Origin of the sequence: Candidatus Formimonas warabiya (genome assembly GCF_002777255.1) — a bacterium.
Classification (GTDB): domain Bacteria; phylum Bacillota; class Dehalobacteriia; order Dehalobacteriales; family Dehalobacteriaceae; genus Formimonas; species Formimonas warabiya.
In genome coordinates, this window is record NZ_CP017634.1 from 3537486 (window position 1) to 3554964 (window position 17479).

A 17479-nucleotide genomic window follows, 5' to 3' on the forward strand; every position below is an offset into this window, starting at 1 on the left:
TCACCCCTTCAGCGACACATCCGGCAGCAGCCAAAAATATCGATCTGCCGGCCGGTAAACATAGGCCCGGCCTCTCACGCGCACACCCGGCCCTTCATGTTGGGCAAACACCACATCCACATCATTGAACCCCAGCTCTTTCAGCATACCGATCATTAAATTCCGCCCTTGCTCTTCATTATCGCAAACAAAAAAAGTTTCCACATCCAAAGCATCCATTACCTGTTCTAAAGACTTATGCATGTCACATCCCTTCCTTTCGGCTTAGAATGAGATCGACCAACGCTTCAGGACCTTGTTTCACAATATTGTATACCGGCACTTGCACCGCTCTCTGCACGGAAACCCGGAGCTGTTCCGCATCGACAAAGGCAGGATCATAGGTATGTGACTCGACCCGATAATGAGAGTAAAAAGGATTGACAGTCACAGCCAGGAGAGGGACACGCCGCAGCACGCCTACAAAGATACCTGCTTTTTCCAACCTGACGATTAATTTGTGATAGGAAGAGGGGTTTCCCGCAGCAAGGATTTTGATGGGATCGGCAAAGGTGAAAAAAGCCTGCCCCCCTTGCCTCTCAAACAGGGCACAGGCCCTATGAAAGGATTTTTCACTGGCGATGCCCGGAATATAAAGATAGCTGCCTTCTTTTCTGGGCGTGTCGGTCAGGTCGATAATATCCCTTTCCGAGAGAAGAGAAGGTGTGTCCAGCCTTTTGATCACTTTTAAGTCCGGACTGAGCAGTGCTGCAACAGGCGGTGCCCCTTGGGCCAACTCAGCTGCCCGGGGCACGGTGGGCAGGTTGCAGATGCGCCAGATGATTTCCGTTTCCTGGGCCAGGCTAAGGATATCCGGTGTTTTGGCTGCTCCCGTGGCCAGGATAAACCCATCTGTTTCCGTCATAGGGGCGATGCGGTTTAAGGCCCCGTCAAAGATGGTGATTCCTGGCCCCAGCTTTTGCAGCAAATCATTTAACCGGCGCGCCTCGGAACTTTTATTGGGGCCTGCCGTCACCACCAGGCCGGGTTTTTTCACCCGTGTGATCAATACTTCGCCCAGGGGCGTAAATATATCGGTTTTCCCCATGACTTCCAGGGCAGCCGTACTGGAAATCAAACATTTTTCCGCCGTCACCACAATATCCCCGGCTTCTACCCTCAGCTTCGGTTTAGGCAACCCGGTCACATTATCGATATTTTCTCCGTCATAACCAATGCTCGTTAAAAAAAACCTGCATTCCCTCTTCCGTAGCTCTTGGATCATGCTCGCCGTAACCGTAGTTTTGCCTGTATTTTTCGCGGTGCCGGCAACGCCCAGCCTAATTTGCATAGTGTCCATCAAACATTATCCCCATACAACGTGAAATTTCCCTTCATCCCTATTAACAAAAGAAGGTGATACTTGCTATCACCTTCTTCGAGAGATAAATGGATCCTCACATGATCAGGATCGCGATGATGGTGGTGGCAATGAAGCCCAGGACTACCGGAATGAAATTTCTCCGGGCCAGCTCAATAGGATTAACCCCGGTAATAGCTGCTACAGGAATCAGCCCCCAGGGAATAATGGTTCCCCCGCCGGTCCAGACACCGGCAATTTGTCCCAAAGCGGCCAAGGTAGCCTTATCAACGGTGAGAGCACTGCTTAAAGTAGCGGCAACACTTCCCACCAAGGGCAGGGGTGAAAAGCCGGAACCATCCAGGCCCACGACGATGCCGGTCGCTAAACTGACCAAGGCCACGAAAACCTTATTCAGAGGCACTGCCTGAGAAAGGGCGACCCCAAAATCCTCCAAAAAGCCCGTGGCTTCCGGGGCGCTAAGGATGGTTTTGGCCAGCTCGCCTTTACCCAGGAAGAAGAATCCCCCGATAATCACCACCGGGGCAAAAACCTTGATCCCAAACATAAAGCCGTCCCGGATATAGTCGGTAATTTTCTCCAAACCGTCCACGCCAAATTTGAATATGGTGCCCACAGCCAGAATGAGGGTTGCCGTGCCCCCCAACAGAGCGGTAGCATCTCCTCCTGTCAGGTGCAGCATCCACATGGCGATCACATCCAGGGCAAAAGCCACCGGAGTCGCCACCGCTAAGAAATAGGAAACCCAATTTAATTCCCGTTTCACTTCTTTTGCCATCAGCGCGTCCTGTTCCGCTTTCAAGGCCTCCGGATTTTTCCGCATATCTTTTTTGATCATCAGATAGGCCGTGACGGTGGTAACTAAACCCATGGTGATAATCAGGGGGATGCTGGCGGAAATCACCGGAGAAGGGTCGGCAAATCCTGCCGCTTTGGCGGTAATAGTAGGCGCGCCTTGGATCACATAGTCCGTGGACAGGCCAATGCCATGGCCAAATAAGTTCATGGCCATCGCCGCCCCCATCACAGGTAATCCGGCTCGCACGGCGACAGGAAACATAATGGCGCCGATCAGAGCCGTGGCCGGTGAAGGCCAAAAGAACCAGGAAGCCAGCAGCATGGTAATGCCAAGAACCCAGAAGGCAACATCCGGATTAACCATCAGCCGGGCCGCCGGGCTCATCACCAGGTAATCGGCTCCCGTTTCACTAAGCAGTTTTGACAAGGCCACGATCAGGGATATTACCACAATAATCCCCCAAAACTCGGTGCCGGCTACAATCAAGGCATTATAGACCACGGAAATACTTGCCACAAAGCTGTGCTTAAACAGCCATCCCACCGTTAATAAGCCCAAAATACAGGGAACGAGCGGATCCTTACGTAAGCCCATCACGACAATGACCACGAATACCCAGAAAAGGAACAGCCAGTGAACTGACGTCAGTGTTACTGACATATGGACTCCCTCCTTAATGTACTGGTTGAGCAAATACCCCGCTCAATCCCGCCTCTTCAACCCGACTTTTGATTGCAGGGACATCGGTACTGTACAGGCCTTTTTCCTTCATACGCTTAAAGTACTGGGCCCCGGAAAAAGTATATTTTAATTTTAGCCCGTCTTCTGTCTGCATCGCTTGATTCACGTGGCTGATGGCATCGCCGATGGCCAGACTGTCCGGCAGTACCAACGGTTCCTTTCCCATCTCAAACCGCACCGCATTATGCCCGGCCAAGGTTCCCGTGACGATGGCTTCCGTATGGCCTACCAGCAGGCCGGCCTTTTCTCCGGCGCAGAAAAGGTTGTCCACGCCTTTCACCTTGAGGGCATCATCCCGGGGCGACATGGCCAGGTATCTCATGGAATTTCCCATACTGCCGGCATAGGGATCTTCGAACCGGGCATTTTCAAATCCCGGAATCTGGCGCAGCTTGTCCAAAGGATAGAAGGGGGACATCAGCTTGGCGTGGCCGGTATCCAGGAGAACCACATTTTCCGCAAACTCTTTTAGGGCATATTGTTGACACGCTTTAATCGAAAGAGATTCCGATTTTCTCAGATTTTCAGGAATCGGCACCACCGCTACGCCACGGCGATCAAGCTCTTCTACGATTTCTTTGCCCAGAGATTCTTTCAGCAATTTACAGGATCCGCTCATGGCACCGAGAGAGCCATCTGCTTTCCTGCCGTTCAGTTCCTTCACTCCTGCCTTGGATGCTACCGAGATCCGGGGGCCAAAAGAAGGACAGCGGATAATGCACATCACACAACCATTGCCATATTTGCTGCAATTGGCCTGAGGCCCGGCCGTACCGGTGGCTTCTACAAAAACGTCACCATATACCTCATCTTCCTTATCGGTAATCACCGATTTGATCCTTGCCCCATCCATAGTAATATCTCTTACCCGGGCCGTTGTTTGAAACTCAATGCCAAATTTACTTAATATTTCTCGTACGGCAGGTTCTATCTTCGCCACATCATAAAGATTGGCATGCTGATGGCCGGGAAATTCGATATTGCGGTGACGGGTTGCCATCTCCACGGCATCGAACATATCTCCGCCCCCTAAGGCATATGCTTCTTCCGTAGCGGTAAAACGGCCGTTGTTGCGCATAATGCCTCCTACCAGCCCTGTACCTAAGAGCATGTCGGCCCGTTCGAGCAAAACCACTCTCTCAGCACCTGCTTTTCTGGCGGCAACCGCAGCGCTGCAACCTGCCCAACCTCCTCCTACTACGACAACTGTAGGCATCTTTCTACCCCCTCGTCTGGAAAAATTTTTTACTCCCTTAGGCCAGCGTAGGTGCAGGTAATTTCGATTAATTTTACCAACCCTTTAATGCCATAGCGCATGGTTTCCTCTATTAATTGCCCTTTGCTGTCACAAGTACCCAGGCCGGGCGAAATGTAGATATTGCCGTCATAAGCTACGGTGGGGATAATGCCCATTTGGGCGCATCCGGTTTGGAAGATATTGGTTCCCGCATACATGTCTTCAATCGAAAAGATAGGAATCCCCAGTTCCCCGCCCTGCCAGGTTTTTTCATAGTTTACTTCCACCGCGGTAGAATTATAGGATTTACTGATGACAATGCCGTTCTTTAAATGGCTGGGCAGATTAATCTGAGCGAATTCCTCTTTGACAATTTTTTCTAAACCATCTACCGGTTTGGTCAGCACTTCCGGCTCATCCCGCAGGACTTTCAAGGCCTGAATCTGAGTTAAAAGGGCCTCCTTCCCGGCATCAAAAGTAACATAAGCCGCTTTCCCATAAGAGGTTGTGGTCCCATAGCGGTCACCATGCATGCCAAGGGCCCGGCGGATGGGTACCATTAAATCTTCCCGGCCGATAATCAAGCCACTGGTGGCTGCTCCGGTAGCCTTGTCCATGCTGTAAATAATCACATCCGCCCCGGTTTTGAGCGGATTGCACCCCACAAAAGGCAAACCCCAGGCATTATCAATCACATAGGGCAAATCGTAACCATGGGCAAGTTCCCCCAGACCTTTTTGCAGCAGGGGCGTACCCTCTTCATCTTTTACCGCATAGCCGTAACCGGGGGTTTCATAGCCTAAACCGGTAAAACCTGCTAAAAAGGGAAGATGCACCTCCGCATGGTTGGTAATCATCTCCAGGGATTCTTCCGGATCCACATCGGTGAGCATCGGTACCGGGTGGTACTTAATCCCGTGCACATCATATCTGGCTCCTGCCAAAGGAACGATCACGGTATCAAGATTGTTTTGGCGTTTTCCATAAAAGCCCAGTTCTCCGGCAGTCGTGCCCCGGTCGGCAAGAATATCTTTGTACCGAGGCGGGTAAGGCCGTCCGTAAGCGCCTTGATGATGCAGGTGTTTTTCATATAAGGCAATATACCGGGACCGGTAATTGTCCCCTCTGCCCAACGCGGGCGGGCTAAACAAGCTGTCAAAAGTGACCCATAAACCGGCTTCACAGGTAGAGGTGGGCGCCGCATCATATTCATCGCCATACACGCTTTTGACAATTTCCCGGATATCATCCACCAGCTTGGCTAAGGGGATCACTTCTTTTGCCCCATCTTCTCCCGCCTTCATAATATCGTCCCGGAGGGGAGCCGGGCATCCGGAAATGGCGCCCGTTAAGCCGAATTTTCCTCTGATTTCCTTGGGAATGCCGATCTCATCCGCCGCTTTCCTGGCATCGGCATAGATATTGGGAATATTTGCCTGCAAAGTTTTGTACATCTGGAACTTAAATTTGGGTTTGGCCATGATTATTTCCTCCTATTTTATTTTTACAATCATTTCAACTTCTACAGCTGCATCCAAAGGCAATTCCGAAACACCTACAGCAGAACGGGCATGCGCACCGGCAGCACCGAATATCTGCCCCACTAACTCGGAGGCTCCGTTGACAACCTTGGGCTGTTGATTAAATCCGCCCGCGCTATTGACAAAACCGACGATTTTAATCACCCGTTCCACGGCATCCAAATTCCCAATCACACTCTTGATCGCGGCCAAGCAGTTCAGGGCGCAAATTTTGGCTGCGTCATAGCCATTTTCCGCCGTGACATCGCTGCCCACCTTTCCTTGATACTTCAATTCCCCGTTAACGAAAGGAATCTGCCCGGAAGTATACACATAGTCGCCCACGCGCACAGCCGGAACGTAAGCTGCTACCGGTTTGGCCACCTCCGGAATCGACAAGCCCAATTCAGTAATTTTTTGTTCAAAGCTCACTTTATCTCACCCCTTACCAATTAATATTTGATCGTTCAAAGCAACGCCCCATTCCTTGCCCGGTTTCCTGTTCCCGGACAGGACGATATTTAAGTGGTTAGGCATGTGTGTTTCATCAAATCCGGCAATCCTTCCCACCTGCTGATTTTCAATGAATACAGGGTCACCTACAATCACAACCCCCCCGGCGCTAAATTCGGCAAATCCCAGGTAGGCGATACGGTTGACCGTATCCCCCGGCTTAGCCTGCTCATCGGTGATAATAAACTCGTGCACCTCATTTTTCTTGATGGCACGGGAAGATTGTCTGATTAACTGGAGCCCCCGCTCCTCAAAGATACCGTCCAATACCACTACCAACCTGCCCGGAACAGGTATTTTAGCGTAATACGGGTTAAATTGGCCAAACATATTGCGCGCGTAAGGATCGGCCACAACTCTCCCCCCTTTCCACAGCAACCTTCTTTTGTTATTCTTTCTTTTAGAAATTTATAATATGCTTGGAAAAATAAACCACGCCTTTATCCGAACAGGACCGCAACAAAAGACCTTACTCGGGAAATACTATGGAACAGGAGGTGATATCGGTGGAACAGAGTCAACGGTTAGAGCCGACAGATACCTTAGAAAATAAAAACAAAAAAGCCTTAAGCCTCACCAAAGATGAAGAAGACTGTTTAGCGTGTGATTTCAGCTGCATTCAAGGCTGCGTATAGCTGTATAAAAAAGAAGAGGCGCCCATTTAAGGGAAACCTCTTCTTTTTTGTTCCAAAATGATTAGGGAAGGCTGTCCACCACTTCCATAATTTCTGTGACACTATTTGAAGTATAGCTTGTTTCTTCCTGGGCATCGGTTTGCGTTTTATCCGGCCGCTTCCCTTGGTTTTGCGGTGTTTTCTTGTTCTCCACGGACTTCACCCCTATCAATGATATTTTTGTTAGTCTCTGCCTAAGGCAATCCTTTTATGAAGGAAATATCTGCCAAATAATTGTATAAAAAGGTCGATTTTCGCGGGGAACTCCGCTCTTCTCAGAAAAAGCAGGGTTGAATTTATTTCCCCTAGAATAGGCCCGAAGAAATTTTTTACCATAAAATATGCGCCTTTCTCTTGGATAAAGTTGAAAAATCTGCTCAAGATCAATATAATGTTTCCATATCGTTCTAAATTTTCACGGAAAGGAGATTGAAGTAAAATATGGCACATGTAAATGAAGATTACCTAAAATTGCCCGGAAGTTACCTTTTTTCGGAAATTGCCCGCCGAGTCACCCAGTTTAAAATAGAAAACCCTCAGGCCGATATCATCAAACTAGGTATCGGAGATGTTACCCGGCCCCTTCCCCAGGCTGTTGTGGAGGCTATGAAAGGGGCGGTGGAAGAAATGGGCCGCCAGGAAACCTTTCGGGGTTATGGTCCGGAACAGGGATATGATTTTCTGATCAAAAAAATAATCGAAAACGATTTCCTTCCCAGGGGAGTAGAACTGGCCCTTGATGAGGTGTTTGTCAGCGACGGCGCAAAGACCGATACGGGCAACTTTCAGGAGCTGTTCGCCCAGGACAACATTCTGGCTGTGAGCGATCCGGTTTACCCGGTTTACGTAGACAGCAATGTTATGGCAGGACGGACCGGCCCTGTAAACCAAAACAAACAATTTGACAAAATCGTCTACCTCCCCTGCACTGAGGAAAACGGCATGAAACCTCCCCTCCCTCAGACCAGAGTGGACATGATTTATCTGTGCTTTCCCAACAACCCCACCGGGATGACGCTTTCTAAAGAGGAACTGAAAAAATGGGTGGATTATGCCAAGGAAAACAGGTCCATCATCTTGTTTGACGCTGCCTATGAGGCTTTCATCCGGGAGGAGGGAGTCCCCCACAGCATCTTCGAAATTGAGGGAGCCCGAGAGGTAGCGGTGGAATTCAGGAGCTTTTCCAAGACCGCCGGTTTTACTGGAACCAGGTGTGCTTATACCATCGTGCCCAAAGAAGTGAAAGCTTACGACGCCAAGGGCAAGGCCTACAGCCTGAATCCCTTGTGGCTAAGAAGACAAACCACCAAATTCAATGGCGTCTCCTACCCGGTTCAGGTCGGTGCAGCTGCGGTCTTTTCCCCGGAAGGGCAAAAGCAGATCAAAGAAATTATCAACTACTACATGGAAAATGCCCGAATTATCAGGGAAGGTCTGAAAAATGCCGGCTACCAGGTATTCGGAGGGATCAACGCCCCCTACATCTGGCTGAAGACTCCCGGTAATATGGGATCCTGGGAATTTTTCGATAAACTGATGAAGGAAGCCAACGTGATCGGCACCCCCGGCGCCGGCTTTGGCGCAGGCGGAGAAGGATATTTCAGGTTAACCGCCTTTGGTACCAGGGAAAACACAGAAAAGGCCATTGAAAGAATCAGGACGAAGCTATAAGGAAATTAGGGGGGGAAATTCGGGGACGGTTCTTGAATTGAATTATGGTAAAAGTGTGCATGGTTCCCATTAAATTCAGCCTATAATTTTTATTATCTGATTTGGTTGTTGGCACTTAATGATACAGCATCTGCGGGCTCTTCGGGGCCCGCAGTTTTTATTTTTAAGCATAAAAATAGGCTGGTACCCAACGAATTATTTCGTTTGCAACAGCCATAATTAACTTTCGTTATTGACTTCTCACAGAAATATTGCTATACTAAAACTTGGTACATAAATTATTATTTATACAATAATTCTATTTTACTATATCATGTTTGATTATCTTTGTCAAGAGACCTGAGAAAAATTTTTCTGTTGGGGAGGTGTCACTTGTGCAGAACATGATTTCTCTTTCCTTTCCCTTAGCTGCCCTTTCAAAACGTACCGCCCTTGAGGAAATTATGAAAACAAATGAACTGTCCCACCGGTATGGCCTGATCTTAACGGAGAAGGACGCTATTGACCTTGTGGAGACGAGGAATGGGGCCCTTCAGGCAAATGGGAGAATCGAAATAGGAAGCGGAACCATTGGCCAAATCATCGTCTCCTTTTGCTCTTCATCCTTTATCTGGCAGGAAAACTATGTACAGACCCTTCATGATCTGGTGGAGGCTTTCTACTATCTGAAAAATGAAACCTTGGATTTACTTCCCGACGATGATCTGATTAAGTTGATGCGGGACTACTTTGAAAACCGGTGCAAAGGATCACTGGAACTGCTGTTTAACCGAGACCTGGAACAGTTGGCCCGGAACCTGCGTTATGGTGTGGAGGATTATGCCAATTTAGATGAGGTATCGGAGGATCCGGAGGATTACTTGGATGAGGAGGAGATGTTTTGAATCCCGACGCTAATCAATTTGCGCTTTCCCTGATGGACCAGGGCTACAGGGCTAATATTTTTACCGGGGCGGAAATCGAGGCCATCCAGATACAGGTTTTGCAGCTGTTAAAGGAGTATATCCTGAAGTATACACACTATGACAGCAGTTCTGTAAAGGAAGAAACCGCCCAGTCTATCCTGCAGTCAATCTTTTATTGTATCAATTCCTATCTGATGGGCTTGGAAAATCATGAGCAGAGCATACGTATTTTAAAAACTACCGGTATTAAAGAGATCCACAGGAGAGGGCTCGAACTGACAAAAAACCAGGTGTGTCAAGCCAGGGACATTTATCAAGAGGTAAAAAGCACCAAGCTGGAAGTTTCCCTTACTGCCTATGAGGACACGATCAATGAAGGAATTCAGTCCTTTTTTCAAAATTATGACGTTTATTTTGACGCCCACAACACGGTGGCAAATATTGATTATCCCCTGCTCTGTGATGATATGAGCCGGACCGGTATTTCCTATATCAAAAATTATCTGGAAAAACTGAAGATGGAAAACGAACTGTGCAGACACTTCTCGCCAGAGGAAATCAACTTGCTTTTAAAAGGCTATGGCCAGCAGTATGGCTTTGAGTGCACAGAAATGTTGATTAATATTTCCGAGTTAATTCTGAAAAACGCTTTGTTTTCTGTTCTGCTGGGCAAAAGGGCAATTGAGCTCACCCTCTCTTGGGGGGAATGCGATCTGATCGGAAAAACTTTGCAGAACCTCACCAAGCAGCAGTGTTGGGAAAGGGTACAAAATGCCTTGGATAACATGCTTAGGGAATTACAGGATATCAGCCCTTCATTAAAGACATACCTCCGGGAGTTTCTCTGGGCATTCTTTCCCGCGCTGTATCATGCCATAGAGCAGAATACCCTTCCTTCTTTATTGGTGGTTTCGCAAAGGATGGATCCGCCGCCGGTGCTCCTTTATGAAGCGGGAGAAAAACTAAGTGACGAGCAATTGCGTGCCGTTATTGATGAACTGCAGCACTGCGGAGACGGCCCGGCAAAGGCCTCCCTGATCATGTCCAAAGTCCGTAGCCTGGAGGATTTGATGGAGATTTTAGGGGCAGATTGCCTTTTCGGCAATGAATATGCCGCTGTTTTTGATCTGCTGGGTGATTACGAAATGGCGATCCTGGTGGCAAAATTTTTTGAAGATACAACCTTTACCGGCACCCGTGACCTGTTTGTGGATGAGTGGCACAGGACGGCAAATGAAACGCAGTGGTTGACCCATTTTGTGCATTATCTCACCAAAGGGGCCAGTGATCGGCAGCAAAAAATTATCGATTTGGCAAAAAGTTTGGCAAACAGCACCGGTTAATCCCGGGCTGCTCAGAATGATCCCTTGCTTTTACTTTTCCCGTCCCGGATCACCTGGTCCCAAGCCTCCACCAGCATCTCCGCCGTCGTCCCGGTTAATTGCTTGCAGCCTTTGTTGAAAAATCTTTGGGGCAATGTTCTTTGCCTCCGCAGTTCTCTGCAGCAGGAAGAGCCAAACCGGTCGACAAACTGTTTATACAGGTCGGGAACCAATTGGTTCCCTTTGGGATGGGGAAACCGGCTGGACAGAATTCCCGAGACCATCACCAGGCCAACGAGAGCTCCGCAGGAACATCCGCTTCCCATGCCATGTCTAAAATACTTTGCCGCCGCCAGGGTCTCTTGGGGTAAACGAAGGTCCCAGATCTGGTCCGCCGCCATTAAGACCGCTTCACAACAGTTACGGCCCTGATGCATGGCTTCTTTACTGATTTCCGAAGCTTTCTGTGCCAACAGGCAACTCTCCCTCCTTCTTTTTGATGCCGATCCAAAGCATACCACCCCATAAGCTGCACAAGCTGACCAAAAAGGCATAGAGCACCGACGCCGTAAAAGCAGCAGCAGGCTGCACCCCAAACGGAGCGAGAAGCGTAATATAGGCACCTTCCCGGATGCCGTAACCATTAATCCCTACCGGCACCATGGAAATGGCGGCAGCAGCGGGAACCACCAGCATGGCCTCGAGAAAACTAACCCCGGTTAAACCCAACCCCTGAAAAATAAAATAATTGACCGCCACATTGGCCAGTTGAAACAAAGCAGACCAGAGTACTACTTTCCCTATCACTCCGGGCTGCTCTTTCAGCCTGCCTCCATGGCTGATAAACCGGCTCAGGAAAACAGCCCCTTTTCCCTGTTTTCCTTTTAAAAAGCCGGGCACCTTACCCCAGATTAATAACCACACCCCGACCAGGCTTCCTAGTAAAAGCAGAACAAATAATCCCTTCAGGTTCTTCAAGGATGTACCGGTTAGAATCAAGGCCGGCAAACCAATGCAAGCGATCCCCAAGGTGGCCAACACTCTTTCCGCCACGACGGAAACGCTAACCCCGGCCATATCCCCGGTTTTTTTACCGACTAAAAAAATACGCATGCCGTCTCCGCCAATACTGGAGGGCAGAAAGTTGTTGAAAAAAAGCGCCACCCAATAGGCCTGCCAGAGATCCTTCCAAGAGGCGGGAATCCTTTGGGCATGAATCAATAAACCCCATTTCACAACACTAATGATCATGGCCACAATAATGGAAAAAACGGCCCAAATCAGGGCAAAGGGCTTGATCTGATGCAAGCAATGGCAAATTTGGGGCCATTCCACCGAGCATAAAAGCCAGCCAAGCAAGAGGATGGAAACGAGGATTTTCAGCCCTAATTTAATCTTACCCTTTTGATTCATAATATGTCCATCCTTTTTATCAGGCATAAAATCGTTTCCCTGTACCCTAGCGGGTGGTCGTTTTTTCGCCTAGATTCAGGTCTTTGTTCTTGTCGGTCCAGATCTTTTTAATCAGAAAACCAAGGACGGTTAAGGAAAACAGCAGCAGCAGGCCAAAAACAAACTTTTTCGCGCCCCCTACCAGCATTCCGCCCACATAGGAGTAAACTATAGTGGCGGGAAGCTGCCCCAGTCCGGTGGCCCAGAAGAAGGGCCAAAAGCCCATGGAGGTAAGTCCAGCAGCATAGCTGACAATATCAAAGGATATAAAGGGGAGGAGCCGGGCAATCAGAATGGCATATTTGCCATATTTCTTAAAGAAAGCATCGATGTTCTCCAGAGCAAATCTGCCGGTTAGTTTCTCCACCACTTCCCGCCCATAAAACCGGGCGATAAAGAAACATACTGCTGCTCCGGCCATGGCGCTGGACCAGGAAAGAATGGCCCCCTTCACCCAGCCGAAAAGGCCCGCATTGGCAAAGGTCAGCAAAAAAGCAGGAAGAGGGGCCAAAACGGATTGAAACACCATTAAGAGAAAAGAAACAATGGGCGCCCACCACCCGAAGGAAAGAATATAGGCTTTGACCGCATCCACATCCAAGGTAGAAAATAGCACCAAAATGTCTTGTATCTTCTCCCGGCAGGGGGGGACAAGAAAGGCAATAGCCAATACCATAATAAACACAGCCAGCTTGAAACCTGTTTTTTTCTTTAAACCCATCACGGACACACACTCCTCCATTTTTGCTCTGTCATCGCCAAATTGAAGCAAGTTCTTCATTCAGATACAGATTCTTTTACTCCATCCGAATGAAGAACGGCAAACGCCAAGTTAGTCAGGTTGAAATTGCTACTCTTCTTTTGTCAACAGCCTCTTTGCCTCCAGCAACCGCTGACCGGCTGTAAAAAGAATCATGCCAAAAAAGGCCAGGGAGATCACCACCAATTGGCCGGTAAAAACCATCATCAAAGAAAACATGATGAACCCTTCCGTTCGCTCTGCCAACCCCGGCTGGTAATAAAAAGATTTCATCCCCTTTTTTTCCGTCACTGCCCCCACCGTGAGAAAAACCGTCATGGAAATAATAATGGACACACTTAGGAGCAGCAGGGACCAGGCTGCCTGGGGAAAGCGGAATGCTAATCCCAGGATTACGCTGATTTCCACCATGCGGTCAAATGTGACATCAAGCACTGTCCCCCAGGGGGAAGGTTTAGTCATTCTGGCCAGGGCACCATCCACCGCATCCAAAAAGCCGGACACCCAGAGGATGATCACCGCCGCAAGGGGATAACCGCCCCATACCAAGGGGCCGGACAGGATGCCGGTCACAAAGGCAATCCAGGTAATTAAATTGGCCGAAAAGCCTTTTTTGAGCAAAAATTTCGCGCTAAACTGGATCACAGGATCAACAAATTTTCTCCCACGGGTATCAAGCATAGATATCCTCCTTACGCAGGGATCCATTCCGGCCCGGTTTTCCCGGCAGGAACCAAAGGATGTTCCCGGTCGCCAGCAATATCAGAAGCAACCCGTTTGCCTGGGAAAGAGAAAGGAAAGATAAGAAAAAAGCTTCTTTGAGCATAATCGCCGGCATGATGGCGAAGGCAGCCGGGTCGCGATAAATCACCAAAAAAACAGCCAAAAAGAGAATTTCGGCACCATAGAAAACAAACCGGTGCACAGGGCGCTTGGGGAAGAATGCCCAGATTACCGCCAGAAAAGAACAGGCCGGTATCACCAGGGAAATATTTGTGCGCATGGCCAGCCAGATCCACTGATTTAACACCACTGCCATAAAAAACCCCAAAATAAACCCGAAAAAAAAGCATCGCCCGATCCTATTTCCCATGATGTCTCCCTCTCTCCTGTTGGCTCCCCAGCAACCTGCTCCGCCAAAAAACTCTTCTTGGCATAAACAATGATCATAAAGATAAGGGCAATACCTCCCAAAAGATAATGCCCTACGTACAATTCAGCGCAACTTGTCAGATCCAGCCCGTGTATCTCTGGATTCTAGTCCGGTGTAGAATCGACCCTATTTCTTTAATGCCATTTTGACTGCCACAAATGTGCCGTCTGCCGGCAAGACGTCTTTATTTCCCATGAACTCTACATCTTTACGGCTTTCTACGGCCCCAAAGGTATAAGCGGCATTACTGGTGATCCCCACCGGGCAGCTGTCAAGACAAATCAGGCAACCTGTCTTTTTATCCTGGGCATTCTTCAGGTTTCCGCCAAATCTGATATCAAAGGGCGTCCCGTTGCTGTCCGTAATGGCTTCATCAAGAGTGACTTCTTTTTCCGCACCTGTCCAGGTCACCGTAACATCAAACCCATCGCCTTGAACATTTGTAGTCTCCATATTTTCCATGGTCATGTTCTCTCCCGCTGTGGCCCCGATTTCCACCAAGGCATGATAAAATGCTTCCGGATCTGCGAATGCCCGGAAAACGGATTTCTCCCCATTTCCCCCTTCGGCAAAAACAGCCCCATGACGGGTTGGCTCGTAAAAATATTTCCCGTTTACCTGAGCCAGGAAGGTCACGGTCCCTTCCTCCTTATTTACCTCCAGCGGATTCTCTTTCGTCAGGTTCCCTACCGCATCCGCCGGCGGTGCAGTCTGTTGATCGGACCCCTCTACATTTTGTTGTTCCCCTGTCTGCTGTCCTTCCGTCTGGTTGCCGCATCCCGCACTGATGATCACAAATAAGGCCAATACCGCTACAAATATCAGTTTAAAATATTTTTTCATTTTCCAAACTCCCCTTTCGCTTTAACTTCTTTTCCATTATAAAAGGATCAGACAGGTTTTTCTAATTGCTTATTTTTATTGGCTTTTATGGTATCATAAAACTTTTTTATTATGTCTTTTCTTTCTTTGATTGTCTATTCATTTATATTATGATCAATACAGATGATGCACCGATCTGGAGGGATTTTTTTATGCAAAATAAACACAGACTTAAATGGTTCATAGCAGCCGGGGTTATTATTGTCTTCATCGCCCTTACCGGCTTTTACTTTTTAAAGCCGGCTTCCGTAAAACAGGCCTCCTTCCATATCAACCTGCCTGCGAACGAAGTAAGAACCTTAATGATCGATATCTCTAAAACTACTTTTTTGGACAGATCTGTGGTGAGAAAAGTGACCTTAAGCGGACAAGAAACCGGGGCAATCATCAATCAGGCAAACCGTCCTTTAAGGTTAAAGATCAGCACCTCCGGCTTTCCCGCTCCGGTGCGCATCACGACTCCCCATTCTTCTTTTGATGCCGCCAGTGGCATCATCAAGGATCCCCTGTTGCCCTCCCAAGGGCTGATGCTGGATCTGGAAACGGAAATACCGCCAGAACAAATCAACAAAGCCCAAATTTGTACCGGGTATATTCATTTGACTGACCAGGAAAAGGGGAAAGAATTGGGGGCCGTCCGGGTGATCATTTATAATTCCTACTTGACGAACAAGTATGGTCACTTGATTTCCTCCCAAAGACCTAGTTGTTGTGAATAGGCCTTCCCGGCCCAGATTCAGGACATAGAAAACAAATCAAAAGGACAGGCACCTTGATGGATCCTTCATCAGGGTACCTGTCCTGAAAAGACCTTTTTCTTCATTTTAAATATGTAATCAGGCGATTTATGCCACACAAGAATTCCATGTTAAGCCCTACTTGCAAAATCTTTCATGCCTTGCCGGGGTTGTCCGATCAGATCAACATCTTACATGCTTTTCGCTTTCTCGTTCAGTTTTTGAGCAAGAGTTGACATTGTTTCCACACTGGCGGTTATTTCTTCCGATGCTGCCGCCTGCTCCTGGGTGGAGGCAAGAATGGTTTCACTGCCTTTCACCGTGGTCTCAACCTTCGATTTGATATCTTTCGTCAGGCTCCGGATTTTCACTACCGTATCTTTCGATTGATCGGATAATTTTCGGATTTCTTCCGCCACCACGCTGAAGCCGGCACCTGCTTGTCCGGCCCGGGCCGCTTCGATTGCCGCATTAAGGCCCAGCATTTTTGTTTGGTCTGCTACTTGCTTGATGAAATCCAAGACACTGTCAATTTCATCGGAGAGCCTGTCCATTTCCTGAATATCAGTATGAAGCGCCGATTCATTAACGTTTATCTGGGAGGCAGAACCGGCTAATTGCTCAACGGCGGCAGAAATCTGCTCCATTCCTTCACTTAGTTTATCAGCCATCTCATGCAAATCAGAGGATAACTGTTTCGGCAGGGCAAGGCCGAATGTCCCCACTACCGTAGTTTTATCATCTTCGTCAAAAACAGGATAGGTCATAACCAAAGCGGGTACCCCGTAAACACTGGCATCCGTTTCCTTTTGAATCGGTTTACCGGTTCGAATCACCTCGGCACTGGAGCCGCTTCCCTTTAATACTTTTCCGGGCTGAAGCCTCGGTATATCAAATTTTTCAGACCCTTGACGATGGGTAAATGTCTCTAAATCAGTAAAATACAAAAAAGCTCCTTCCGGGAACATCTCCGCAATCAGGGGGGCAAAATCCGGAAAAGCACGGGCAACAGGATGGGTGCGGGGAATCAGGATACTTAGAGCCCCCATAATTTCTGCTTTATCATTTACAAAGGGGATCGATTTTTCAGTGATCCGCGTTCCGTAAATCGTGCGGGGAACATTTTCCATCAACTCTTTTTGTTGTGCGATCGCTTTGCAGGCTACACTTTGATCGCTGACTTGGCTGCCTACCTGTAGTGTGGACAGGTCAAACTGTTGGGATGCTAATTTCCACGTAATTTGGTCACCTTCGACGATTGTGAAAACAACCCCCCCGGGAACGAGGTCAGCAATAAAAGCGGCAAATTGTTTAAAACTCTCCAGCTGTGTGATATGCACCATCATTACTCACTCCATTTCTTGTTTCGTTTCAGTAAATCTGATCACTGCAATAATTGCAAGCAAGCCTGCTTACCTTTCCATAAATATAGGGCTGTTCCATGGATTCTTTTTCATAAGCCGCTTTTAACAAATCAACCGTCCTTTCACCTTTTTCTGAGATCTAAGAATGAAAAAATTTCTTTTTAAGTACATATTTGCATGCTTTTCCACACATATTATAACTCTTTCGACATTTTTTTGCATTAAATTATATAAAATTTTTGGAAAAAATAGAAAAGACAGTTAATTTCCCATGTTATGGGAAATCCCTCATGCCACAATGTCAGGGGGACAGGTCCCTTGACATAAGGAAGAACCAGCACATTAAAAATGAATCCCAAGGGACAAAGTTCCCTTGGGTTAACGAAAAA

At 48.1% G+C, this 17479-nt stretch carries 20 protein-coding genes; 5 read left to right on the plus strand and 15 right to left on the minus strand.

Annotated features, from left to right (window positions below):
- The 7 genes from DCMF_RS16215 to DCMF_RS16245 all read right to left on the minus strand — a co-directional run bounded on the left by DCMF_RS16215 (position 1) and on the right by DCMF_RS16245 (position 6524).
- Positions 1 to 243 (minus strand): hypothetical protein, encoded by a 243-nt coding sequence (locus tag DCMF_RS16215; protein ID WP_148135380.1) that lies wholly within the window; start codon positions 241 to 243, stop codon positions 1 to 3.
- Between the two features lies 1 nt (position 244).
- Positions 245 to 1339 (minus strand): hypothetical protein, encoded by a 1095-nt coding sequence (locus tag DCMF_RS16220; RefSeq protein ID WP_148135381.1) that lies wholly within the window; start codon positions 1337 to 1339, stop codon positions 245 to 247.
- 97 nt (positions 1340 to 1436) lie between these two features.
- Complete coding sequence (locus DCMF_RS16225; protein ID WP_148135382.1) at positions 1437 to 2819, minus strand: hypothetical protein; 1383 nt, start codon at positions 2817 to 2819, stop codon at positions 1437 to 1439.
- Positions 2820 to 2832: 13 nt separating this feature from the next.
- Entirely contained in the window at positions 2833 to 4116 is a 1284-nt protein-coding gene (locus tag DCMF_RS16230; RefSeq protein WP_148135383.1) for an FAD-dependent oxidoreductase, read from the minus strand.
- Between the two features lie 29 nt (positions 4117 to 4145).
- On the minus strand, positions 4146 to 5618 hold the full coding sequence (locus DCMF_RS16235; protein ID WP_148135384.1) for a PLP-dependent aminotransferase family protein: 1473 nt from the start codon (positions 5616 to 5618) through the stop codon (positions 4146 to 4148).
- Between the two features lie 12 nt (positions 5619 to 5630).
- Complete coding sequence (locus tag DCMF_RS16240) at positions 5631 to 6089, minus strand: RidA family protein (protein WP_148135385.1); 459 nt, start codon at positions 6087 to 6089, stop codon at positions 5631 to 5633.
- A 6-nt stretch (positions 6090 to 6095) separates the two neighbouring features.
- Complete coding sequence (locus DCMF_RS16245; protein WP_148135386.1) at positions 6096 to 6524, minus strand: DUF6917 domain-containing protein; 429 nt, start codon at positions 6522 to 6524, stop codon at positions 6096 to 6098.
- A gap of 152 nt (positions 6525 to 6676) precedes the next feature.
- Here DCMF_RS16245 and DCMF_RS30115 point away from each other — a divergent pair, with 152 nt between their 5' ends.
- Complete coding sequence (locus DCMF_RS30115) at positions 6677 to 6805, plus strand: hypothetical protein (protein WP_257790912.1); 129 nt, start codon at positions 6677 to 6679, stop codon at positions 6803 to 6805.
- A 61-nt stretch (positions 6806 to 6866) separates the two neighbouring features.
- On the opposite strand, the gene DCMF_RS30120 is transcribed toward DCMF_RS30115, so the two are convergent.
- The gene (locus DCMF_RS30120) at positions 6867 to 6998 is read right to left on the minus strand and encodes a hypothetical protein (RefSeq protein WP_257790913.1); all 132 of its coding nucleotides are present in this window, start codon (positions 6996 to 6998) and stop codon (positions 6867 to 6869) included.
- Between the two features lie 287 nt (positions 6999 to 7285).
- On the opposite strand from DCMF_RS30120, the gene DCMF_RS16250 reads away from it, so the two are divergent.
- The 3 genes from DCMF_RS16250 (at position 7286) to DCMF_RS16260 (ending at position 10763) form a co-directional block, all read left to right on the plus strand.
- The gene (locus DCMF_RS16250) at positions 7286 to 8515 is read left to right on the plus strand and encodes an LL-diaminopimelate aminotransferase (protein ID WP_148135387.1); all 1230 of its coding nucleotides are present in this window, start codon (positions 7286 to 7288) and stop codon (positions 8513 to 8515) included.
- A gap of 383 nt (positions 8516 to 8898) precedes the next feature.
- Entirely contained in the window at positions 8899 to 9399 is a 501-nt protein-coding gene (locus DCMF_RS16255; RefSeq protein ID WP_148137947.1) for a DUF6323 family protein, read from the plus strand.
- On the plus strand, positions 9396 to 10763 hold the full coding sequence (locus tag DCMF_RS16260) for a DUF6179 domain-containing protein (protein ID WP_148135388.1): 1368 nt from the start codon (positions 9396 to 9398) through the stop codon (positions 10761 to 10763). The genes DCMF_RS16255 and DCMF_RS16260 overlap by 4 nt, the downstream gene beginning before the upstream one ends.
- An 11-nt stretch (positions 10764 to 10774) precedes the next feature.
- Here the strand turns inward: DCMF_RS16260 and DCMF_RS16265 are convergent, their stop codons facing one another.
- From DCMF_RS16265 to DCMF_RS16290, 6 genes are all read right to left on the minus strand, one after another.
- The gene (locus DCMF_RS16265; RefSeq protein ID WP_214658659.1) at positions 10775 to 11215 is read right to left on the minus strand and encodes a C-GCAxxG-C-C family (seleno)protein; all 441 of its coding nucleotides are present in this window, start codon (positions 11213 to 11215) and stop codon (positions 10775 to 10777) included.
- Positions 11187 to 12155, minus strand: a complete 969-nt coding sequence (locus tag DCMF_RS16270) for a lysylphosphatidylglycerol synthase transmembrane domain-containing protein (RefSeq protein WP_214658660.1) — start codon at positions 12153 to 12155, stop codon at positions 11187 to 11189. Before DCMF_RS16270 ends, DCMF_RS16265 begins: the two co-directional genes overlap by 29 nt.
- Positions 12156 to 12201: 46 nt before the next feature.
- Positions 12202 to 12915: a TVP38/TMEM64 family protein gene (locus DCMF_RS16275; RefSeq protein ID WP_236860043.1), complete on the minus strand. Its 714-nt coding sequence runs from the start codon at positions 12913 to 12915 to the stop codon at positions 12202 to 12204.
- A gap of 129 nt (positions 12916 to 13044) precedes the next feature.
- A complete protein-coding gene (locus DCMF_RS16280) occupies positions 13045 to 13635 on the minus strand; it encodes a CDP-alcohol phosphatidyltransferase family protein (RefSeq protein WP_148135391.1) in 591 nt (196 codons plus the stop codon).
- A complete protein-coding gene (locus DCMF_RS16285) occupies positions 13628 to 14047 on the minus strand; it encodes a hypothetical protein (RefSeq protein WP_214658661.1) in 420 nt (139 codons plus the stop codon). Before DCMF_RS16285 ends, DCMF_RS16280 begins: the two co-directional genes overlap by 8 nt.
- A gap of 186 nt (positions 14048 to 14233) precedes the next feature.
- On the minus strand, positions 14234 to 14950 hold the full coding sequence (locus DCMF_RS16290) for a YdjY domain-containing protein (protein ID WP_148135393.1): 717 nt from the start codon (positions 14948 to 14950) through the stop codon (positions 14234 to 14236).
- Between the two features lie 191 nt (positions 14951 to 15141).
- Between DCMF_RS16290 and DCMF_RS16295 the strand changes: the two genes are divergently transcribed.
- Positions 15142 to 15708 (plus strand): hypothetical protein, encoded by a 567-nt coding sequence (locus DCMF_RS16295; protein WP_148135394.1) that lies wholly within the window; start codon positions 15142 to 15144, stop codon positions 15706 to 15708.
- Between the two features lie 209 nt (positions 15709 to 15917).
- Here the strand turns inward: DCMF_RS16295 and DCMF_RS16300 are convergent, their stop codons facing one another.
- Positions 15918 to 17072 (minus strand): methyl-accepting chemotaxis protein, encoded by a 1155-nt coding sequence (locus tag DCMF_RS16300; protein WP_148135395.1) that lies wholly within the window; start codon positions 17070 to 17072, stop codon positions 15918 to 15920.
- Between the last annotated feature and the right edge of the window lie 407 nt (positions 17073 to 17479).

Bases quoted from the DNA above. Each gene is read 5' to 3' on its own strand.
- DCMF_RS16255 (WP_148137947.1), top strand. From the start codon at position 8,899: ATGATTTCTCTTTCCTTTCCCTTAGCTGCCCTTTCAAAACGTACCGCC.
- DCMF_RS16225 (WP_148135382.1), bottom strand. From the start codon at position 2,819: ATGTCAGTAACACTGACGTCAGTTCACTGGCTGTTCCTTTTCTGGGTA.
- DCMF_RS16230 (WP_148135383.1), bottom strand. From the start codon at position 4,116: ATGCCTACAGTTGTCGTAGTAGGAGGAGGTTGGGCAGGTTGCAGCGCT.
- DCMF_RS16250 (WP_148135387.1), top strand. From the start codon at position 7,286: ATGGCACATGTAAATGAAGATTACCTAAAATTGCCCGGAAGTTACCTT.
- DCMF_RS16235 (WP_148135384.1), bottom strand. From the start codon at position 5,618: ATGGCCAAACCCAAATTTAAGTTCCAGATGTACAAAACTTTGCAGGCA.
- DCMF_RS16295 (WP_148135394.1), top strand. From the start codon at position 15,142: ATGCAAAATAAACACAGACTTAAATGGTTCATAGCAGCCGGGGTTATT.
- DCMF_RS16285 (WP_214658661.1), bottom strand. From the start codon at position 14,047: ATGGGAAATAGGATCGGGCGATGCTTTTTTTTCGGGTTTATTTTGGGG.
- DCMF_RS16215 (WP_148135380.1), bottom strand. From the start codon at position 243: ATGCATAAGTCTTTAGAACAGGTAATGGATGCTTTGGATGTGGAAACT.
- DCMF_RS16280 (WP_148135391.1), bottom strand. From the start codon at position 13,635: ATGCTTGATACCCGTGGGAGAAAATTTGTTGATCCTGTGATCCAGTTT.
- DCMF_RS16275 (WP_236860043.1), bottom strand. From the start codon at position 12,915: ATGGGTTTAAAGAAAAAAACAGGTTTCAAGCTGGCTGTGTTTATTATG.
- DCMF_RS16290 (WP_148135393.1), bottom strand. From the start codon at position 14,950: ATGAAAAAATATTTTAAACTGATATTTGTAGCGGTATTGGCCTTATTT.
- DCMF_RS16220 (WP_148135381.1), bottom strand. From the start codon at position 1,339: ATGGACACTATGCAAATTAGGCTGGGCGTTGCCGGCACCGCGAAAAAT.
- DCMF_RS16300 (WP_148135395.1), bottom strand. From the start codon at position 17,072: ATGATGGTGCATATCACACAGCTGGAGAGTTTTAAACAATTTGCCGCT.
- DCMF_RS16270 (WP_214658660.1), bottom strand. From the start codon at position 12,155: ATGAATCAAAAGGGTAAGATTAAATTAGGGCTGAAAATCCTCGTTTCC.